We start from the raw sequence: 7,752 nt of genomic DNA, 5'->3' as shown, positions 1-7,752 counted from the left end.
ATCTCGGTGCCGAGTTCGAGCGTGCCGCCTGCGGTGACGAACGCGTCGGCCATGGCCTTGGCGATGGCCGCCATCCCTCCTTCGGGGAAGAACACCCCGAGGGAGGTGTCCATGTGCGCGATGGCTCCGTAGACCGCCAGGGCCTTCTGGGGTGCCATGCCTGCGTAGAGCGCCTGGAACGTGAAGACGCGGCGTAGGCGGGTGTCCTCCAGGAACTTGTCGACACGGGGCCCGAGGCGGCCGAAGCCACCCAGCTTCGTCAGTGTCGCGGTGTCGGAGATCGCAGCTTTCGATCCCACGAGGTCGAGCGGTGAATCGAAGTTCGAGTCGATGAAGCGGTCGAACTCGGCGTCGAAGATGTCGGCGAGCCAGCGTCGCAGTTCGCGGTATCCCTGCGCCTCGGCGGGGCCGCAGGTGCGTTCCACCTCGGCCGCCATGGCCTCGGGATCGGAGTAGACGTCGATGGACGTGCCGTCGGCGTAGCGCGTGTGATACGACGGCGACAGGGCCGTCAGCCGAATCGGCGGCGTGGTCGATTCGAAGTCGGCCCCCACGGCGGCGAGTGCCTCGAGCACCAGGTTCGGCATCGTCAACACGCTTGCACCGTTGTCGATGTCGTACAGGTGCGATCCGTCGGCGTCCGACACCGGGTACACCCCGACGCGGCCGCCCACGGTCTCGTCACGCTCGACGAGCGTGACTTTCCTGCCCGCTCCCAGTAGGTGCAGACCGGCGGCGAGGCCTGACAATCCGGCTCCCACGACGACGACGGAGTCGGTGGTGCCGGAGACCGTGCGGATCGAAGACATGGCGCTCTCTTTCAGTACTGCCGTTGGATGGCGGCGGTTGCCATGGCGCGCAGGTGCGCGGCAGCGACCGGTTCGATCGAACTGTTGTCGAGGGCTGCGACGGCCCGGGTCCCGAGGTCGTCGATCTGTTTCTCGACCGCGTCCACTGCGCCGAGTTCGACGAGAATGGACCGGATGTCGGCCACTTCGTCGGCGTCGAGTTCGGTCCCGAGGCTGGCCCTGATCGTGGCTGCGTGATCCGGCCTCGTCTCGTCCGCCTTCTGCAGTGCCAGCGCGATCAGGACGGTTCGTTTGCCCTCGGTGATGTCGTCGCCGGACGGTTTGCCGGTCACCTCGGGATCGCCGAACACTCCGAGGAGGTCGTCGCGCAGCTGGAACGCGATTCCGATGTCCGCACCGAAGTTGCGGTAGGCCGAGATCAGGTTCTCGTCGGCATCGGCGAGGACTGCCCCGAGATGAAGCGGCCGCTCGACTGTGTACGCGGCGGTCTTGTAGCGGTTGACGCGCATTGCCGCCGCAACGCTCTCGTCGGTGCCTGCCTCGGCTTCGATGTCGAGCAACTGACCGCCGAGAACCTCCGTGCGCATCGCCGACCACACCGGCTGGACTCGCCGCGCGGCATCGGCGTCGATACCCGACTCGCGCAGTAGATCGTCGGCCCAGCACAGAGCGAGATCGCCGACGAGTATCGCTGCCGATTCACCGAAATGGTCCGCACAGCCGGTCCAGCCCGCGTCCCGGTGCCGCTGGGCGAAGCCGACGTGCACGGTCGGGAAACCGCGTCGCGTGCTGGACGAGTCGATAATGTCGTCGTGGATCAGAGCGCAGGCCTGGATCAGTTCGAGCGCCGAACACGCCCGCAGCACTGCCTCGGCGCGGGCACCGGTGGATTCTCCGCCTGCACCGAGCCACGCGGTCCAGGCGAACGCGGGGCGCATGCGTTTGCCGCCGCGGAGCACGAACGCCTCGAGATCGGCCACGGCATCGGGGTAGCCGCCGCCGACGGTGTCCACGACACCTCGGCGCGAGGCGAAGAACTCGGCGAGAGTCGCGTCGACTGCCGAACGCATCGCCTTCGGGTCGTTCGCGGCGACGGGGGCGTCGGCTACGGGTGAAGAAAAGTCTCCGGACAGGACGATCCTCCAAGGTTGCTGTGAATTGCGTGGATTCCGGGTCCCACAGTAATAGCCGCGCACACCCTGGGCCGACGTGCAGCGAACATCTCTCGTCCGGGAGGCCTCACGGGCGTCGGTGGGGCGCAACCTATGATCTTCGGGTGAGCGAAGAATCCGTCAGGGGGCGGTCGAGTCGAGGATTCGTGACGAGAACACCGTCCATCGTCGACCGGCTACGGACAGAACCCGAGGCCAGAATCCCGTTCTCGGTGGAGTTCTCGCCTCCACGAGACGCGGCGGCCGAAGCCAGGCTGTGGCGAGCGGTTCGTGAGTTCGAACAACTTCAGCCCGCATTCGTGTCGATGACCTACGGCGCAGGCGGCTCGACCCGCGATCGAACGGTGCGCGTCACCGGGCAGATCGCCGAGGAGACCACCCTCCTCCCTGTGGCGCATCTCACTGCCGTCTCGCACAGTGTGGACGAGCTGCGATCGATGGTCGGGTCGTACGCGGACCGCGGCATCACCAACATTCTCGTACTGCGAGGAGATCCCCCCGGAGATCCACTGGGCGACTGGGAGAAGCATCCGGACGGAGTCGAGTACGCCGAGGAGTTGGTCCGGTTGGTGCGTGATCTCGGCGACTTCCACGTCGGCGTGGCGTCGTTCCCCGAAGGTCACCACCGCGCCGCCGACCTCGAGCAGGACACCCGGTGCCTGGTCGGCAAGTTGCGGGCGGGTGCCGAGTACTCGATCACTCAGATGTTCTTCGATGTGGACGACTACCTGCGCCTGCGGGACCGCGTGAGTGCGTTCGACGCCGAGCAGGGTGCCAAGCCGATCATTCCCGAGATCATGCCCATCACCTCACTTCGTTCGGTTCGCCGGATGCTCGAGCTCTCGGGCACAACGCTTCCGTCGCACCTGGACGAGAAGTTCACTCGCGCAGCAGGATCCGGTCCGGAGGAGGACCGCGCCGCCGTCCGAGAGGTGGGCATCGAACTCGCCACGAACATCGGTGAGCGCCTGATCTCCGAGGGCGCGCCCGGATTGCACTTCATCACCCTGAACTTCGCGCGCGCGACGCGTGAGGTGTTGAGCAATCTGGGGCTCGCGGCCGCACGAGTGTGAGACGGGTCAGGGCTCGCGGCGCGGCATCGGACGCGACTTCCACGACAGCGAGCCACGACGCCTGCGCACGTGGGATTCCGCGACGAGGCCGACGAACGCGAGAATCGACACCGGGTGCAGCGCAGCATCGACTGCGTCGACCACCCCGAACCGCGATCCCACCTCGCTCCGCCGGGTGGACATCCGAGACACCGTTCCGGCGAGATACCCGGCGAGGCCGAGGCGACGTGTGACACCCGAGGACGTGAGCGCGGTGATCGGGGGCAGTACGTACACTGCCGTCAGTGCCAGGGCCGCCGCAGCCGAACCGGCCGGTCCACCGAACTCGCTCCACAACCACCGGCTGTAGCCGGACCGCAACTCCGCGGCCGATCGGTACATCCGGCATCGGACGAACCCCGCACCCGACGCCACCGCCGTCGAGAATCCCCGTCGACGGAGAGCGCGTGCCAGATCCAGGTCCTCGGTTGCGCTCGCCGCCACGCAGCTGTGGCCCCCGATGGCGCGATAGGCGGCGGCGTCGAAGGCCATGAACTGCCCGCAGGCGACCGCCATCGACGGTGCGAGAGTGGCGTTGCCCAGAGGTACCGGAAGCGTGGACATCCACGACCAGGCGAGCAGCGGCTGGACGAGTCGCTCGACGGTGCTCTCGGCAAGTTGCTCCGGCCACGGGCACAGCAGGGAGGCGCCGCGCCGTCGCAGTACCCGGGCCGCTGCCGCCACCGCCTCCGGTTCGAGTCGCACATCGGCATCGACGAACACGATCAGCGACGTCATCGGGTCGTCCTCGTCGGCCAGTCTGGCGAGCTCGGCGCACGCTGCGGCCTTGCCGGTCCAGCCGGCCGGGGGAGCGACACCGGAGGTCACGACGCGAATCCTCGGGTCACCGTCCGCAGCCGCACGGGCAGCGGACGCCGTTCCGTCGGTCGAATCGTCGTCGAGGACGATCACGCGCAGGTTTGTGCACGATCGTTGCCGCGTGAGGTCGCCGATCAGCGCAGGCAGCGTCGCAACCTCGTTGCGGGCGGGAATGCAGACGACGACGCGCTCGGTGACGTCGTGGTCCGGGGAGCGCAGGCTCGGCATGAACCGAGAGTTGAACACGGAGACCGCGGCCGACGCTGTCGCGAGGACGCTTGCCGTCGCCGTCGTGCGCGCGAGCAGGCGGGCTCTCACACAGACGTTCTGTCGGTGGAGCTTCCGGAGTCGGTGTTGCGCGACCCGCGGCCCCGCAGCGGTGGGTTGCGCGACACCCATGCCATGGCCCCGACGATGGCCGCGACGCCGACGGTCACGCCGCCCACGATGCCGGCCCAGCCGGCGAAGCTGCGGGTGTTGGGATCGGGATAGTTGACCTCGGCGCGCAGCGAGGTGACCTCGCCCGCAGGCAACTTCCACGAGATCGAGTTGTCGCTCTCGCGGGTGCCGTTGGTGGTGCCGATGCGGGCCGGGAACGCGATGGTGAACTGTACGTCCGAGCCCTGCACCGGAACGGAGGACAGATCGGCGTTGCCTGCCAGAGTGACGGTGTCACCCGAGCGCTGCAGCGTCAGCTGGAACGATCCGGCCGCGTTCTGGAAGATCGAGCCGAGGGTCTGCACGTCGCCGAACGACAGATCGTCGAAGATGGCCTGCGACCCGACGTATCCGTCCTGGTTGTACGGCTCGACGCGAACCTTGTCCTCGATCGAGGAGGGCACCACCAGTTCCGGGCCGGAGTCGGAGTCCGATGTCGGCACGCTGGCAGCCACGATCTGACCCGCGACGCGGTCGTTCGCCGACACGCCCATCGTGACCTGCACACGCAGGCAACCGGCCAGCATCGGCGCGACCAGCAGCGCCAGCGCGAGCACCGAGAGAACGCGGCGGCGGTGGGTTCGATGAGATGTTCGCGATGTCGACTGCACAGCGACATCGTGCCAGGACATCGAGGTGATGTCAGTCGGCAGGGGTTGTCAGCGAGGCGTGTCGGTACCGGAGCGATCGACGGCCGCACGCGGTCCGGCCCCGAGTGGTCGGTCGCGACGGGCAATCCACACCAGGGGGATGCCGACGAGGCCCATGACGACGAACCCGTACACCGCCGAGTATCGGAGTTCCGGACCGTCGAGGAACACCGCGTGCGCGAGCGCCGACCCCAGCCACGTCCACAGGAACAACCCGATGGGCACCGCGTCGTCGGATGGCTGTGGGCGACCGACGGCGCGGTCGAGCGATTCCATCACCGCGGCCATCAGGGTGGCCACCACCAGCCAGCCGAGGTAGTTGGTGAGCGGAATCGACGGCACCCCGGGCAGCCCGGCGGAACCGGCGGTCCAGGTCCACTGTCCGTCGGTGACCATCTGCGGATCGAGATACAGGTCCCAACCGACCATCCCCACCGCGACCGCGACGATTCGGAGTGCGGTGGCGCGTACCTGCGTCGTATCGAGACGGCGAACGACGAAGGTCACGGCACACCAGATCGGATAGAACCCGGCCGTCCACGCCAGGGGAACCACGACAGGCACCTCGAACAGGCTCGGGCCCAAGCGATTCTGCGCGTAGAAGTATTCGCCGAACGGGATGCCGGTGGCCGTGCCGACGAGTTCGGACGCGAACCCGGTACCTGCGGTCACGACGACGAGAATGGTGGCCCATACGATGCCGCGATTGAGTGCCGCGTGCAGGATCGACGCGAGCGCGAGCAGGGCCACCACCGCCACCGTCACCACGTCTCTGGTCGATCCCGACACCAAGGGGTAGAGGATCTGGCAGCCCACGGCAGCGGCGGACACGACGATCGGCGCAACCTTCATAGCCGTTTCCTTCCGAAGAACGTGCGACGGCGGGCGGCGCGGGCGTCGGCGATCGCGATCCGCGCCGCCGAACGACCACTGGCCGCTGTGACCCCTCCGCCGGGATGGGTCGATGCGCCGGTGAGATAGAGCCCGTCTGCACCGGGGACCCGATGTCCGGCCAGTTGAGGATGCGGTCGCCACATCATCATCTGGTCCAGCGACATGTCCAGATGCATGATGTTGCCTCCGACCAGACCGAGCTCCCGCTCGATGTCGGGTGGCGACTGAACGAACCGATCCAGCACCGATCCTGCGAAACCGGGTGCGTATCGGTCCAGTTCGGCCACGATCCGATCCGCCTCGAACTCGGCCAACGAGCGCTCGCCGGGAACATCCGATCGCCACTGTCTGCCGTCGGCGAGGGTGTGGGGATGCCACTGCGACCACAGAGAGATCTGGTGCTGTCCCGGCGGCGCGATGGTGGGATCGAGCGCGCTGAAGGACATCCCCAGCACAGCCGGGGTGGGCGGCAGATCGCCTGCCAGCGCGTGCCCGTGTGCCAACCGCAGTTGGCTGCGGTCGCGTACCAGCAGCGCCAGACCGTGGGTGCCGTCCTCGATCCGGTCCGCGCTCGGGAACGTCGGAAGGGCGTCGGTGGCCAGTCTGACCGCGGTACCGATCCCGGGCCCCACCCGAATGGTGCTGCGCCACCGCGCGAGCTGCGCCGAGTCGTGGCCGCCGGCTGCCAGCAGGTCGAGGGTGGTCACGATGTGGCAACCGGCCACGACGATGCGGCTGTCGATCTCCCGTCCCGACGCGGTCCTGGTGGTCCAGCCGTGTGGGCGGCGTACGAGCGAGGTCACGGCGTCGCCGAGCGTCAGTTCGGCGCCGTCGCGCTGTAGCCGAGCGATCATCGCCTCGGTCAGCGCGCCGCTACCGCCGACGGCGCGGCCCGGCGGAAGGGTGTGCATGAGGGCAGCGAAGCCGACCATCGGTGCGGTACCCGGCTCGGACATCGGCGGACCCGACTGTGCGCCGAACCACGCGAGTGCAGCCTTGAGTCGTTCGCTCGAGAACATCTCGTCCAGCAGGGAATCGCCGGTGGCCAGGAATTCCCGCGAGAGCATGCTGCCGCCGTCGGGCGCGCCGAGGCCCCAGAAGGATCGGAGCAGTTTCGCCCCGGTTGGTGGTCCGCCGAACGCACGCATGGTGCGTTCGCTGCGGGGACCCCAGACGGAGACGAAGGTGCGGTAGGCGCGTGCGTCGGCTGTGCCGCAGGCAGCGGCGATGGAGTCGCAGGTTCGGTCGAGATCGCGGTGGAAGACGATGCCGCGTTCGTCGGTGCCGACGGCCCCAGGCGCGAACGCCCAGGGATCGCAGTCGATGTAGCGCAGACCGAAGTCGGCGAGTCCGAGCTCCTCGATGATGCCGGTGTGACGAATCATGATGTGCGCCGACGAACCACGGTCCACACGGTGGCAGGGAAAGCGTTCCACCGTCGACACCGCGCCACCGGCAACGGAGTCGCGCTCGAGAACCTCGACCGACATGCCGGCGTCGGTCAGGTAACAGGCAGAGGTCAGGGCATTGTGGCCGGAGCCCACCACCACAGCATCGATCACACCCTCAGGCTACTGGCCCGTCGAGAGGCAACCGGCGGGCCAGGACTGCGAAGGGGCGTCGGTCACCGGCGAACGTGAAGTCGCGTAGTACGTCCGCGAAGCCGAGCCGCCGGTACAGCCGCCAGGCTCGATTGTCCTCCTCCGATACCTCGGGTGTGGACAACATCACGTTCTGCGCGGAAACGCCGTCGAGCAGACGGCTGCACAGCCGTCCGCCGAGGCCGTGCCCCTGAGCGCTCGGCAGGACGTGCAACTCGGTGAGCTCGAAGTAGTCGTCGAGCGTGGCCTCGACGTTC

Annotated in this window: 8 protein-coding genes; 1 reads left to right on the top strand and 7 read right to left on the bottom strand. The window is 68.0% G+C overall.

Annotation, left to right across the window (positions count from 1 at the left end):
• Positions 1-809, bottom strand: an 809-nt coding sequence (locus A2J02_RS18530) for an FAD-dependent oxidoreductase (protein ID WP_231911480.1), incomplete at its 3' end; no start/stop codon positions are given.
• 11 nt (positions 810-820) lie between these two features.
• Positions 821-1,879, bottom strand: a complete 1,059-nt coding sequence (locus A2J02_RS18525; protein WP_068052016.1) for a polyprenyl synthetase family protein — start codon at positions 1,877-1,879, stop codon at positions 821-823.
• A gap of 248 nt (positions 1,880-2,127) precedes the next feature.
• Between A2J02_RS18525 and metF the strand changes: the two genes are divergently transcribed.
• Positions 2,128-3,054, top strand: coding sequence for a methylenetetrahydrofolate reductase [NAD(P)H] (gene metF / locus A2J02_RS18520; protein ID WP_068052013.1), 927 nt, complete (start codon positions 2,128-2,130; stop codon positions 3,052-3,054).
• 6 nt (positions 3,055-3,060) lie between these two features.
• Here metF and A2J02_RS18515 read toward each other — a convergent pair whose 3' ends face one another.
• The 5 genes from A2J02_RS18515 to A2J02_RS18495 all read right to left on the bottom strand — a co-directional run.
• Positions 3,061-4,230: a glycosyltransferase gene (locus A2J02_RS18515; protein WP_231893931.1), complete on the bottom strand. Its 1,170-nt coding sequence runs from the start codon at positions 4,228-4,230 to the stop codon at positions 3,061-3,063.
• Entirely contained in the window at positions 4,227-4,982 is a 756-nt protein-coding gene (locus A2J02_RS18510; RefSeq protein ID WP_156516291.1) for an LppM family (lipo)protein, read from the bottom strand. The genes A2J02_RS18515 and A2J02_RS18510 overlap by 4 nt, the downstream gene beginning before the upstream one ends.
• A gap of 27 nt (positions 4,983-5,009) precedes the next feature.
• Positions 5,010-5,852, bottom strand: a complete 843-nt coding sequence (locus A2J02_RS18505; protein WP_068052009.1) for a carotenoid biosynthesis protein — start codon at positions 5,850-5,852, stop codon at positions 5,010-5,012.
• Positions 5,849-7,456, bottom strand: coding sequence for a phytoene desaturase family protein (locus A2J02_RS18500; protein WP_082898937.1), 1,608 nt, complete (start codon positions 7,454-7,456; stop codon positions 5,849-5,851). The genes A2J02_RS18505 and A2J02_RS18500 overlap by 4 nt, the downstream gene beginning before the upstream one ends.
• 4 nt (positions 7,457-7,460) lie before the next feature.
• Positions 7,461-7,752, bottom strand: a 292-nt coding sequence (locus A2J02_RS18495) for a GNAT family N-acetyltransferase (protein WP_156516290.1), incomplete at its 5' end; no start/stop codon positions are given.

The sequence above is a fragment of the Rhodococcus sp. EPR-147 genome, from assembly GCF_001647185.1.
Taxonomy (GTDB): domain Bacteria; phylum Actinomycetota; class Actinomycetes; order Mycobacteriales; family Mycobacteriaceae; genus Rhodococcoides.
Note: the sequence above shows the minus strand (reverse complement) of the source record. Positions and strands in the feature narration are given on the sequence as shown.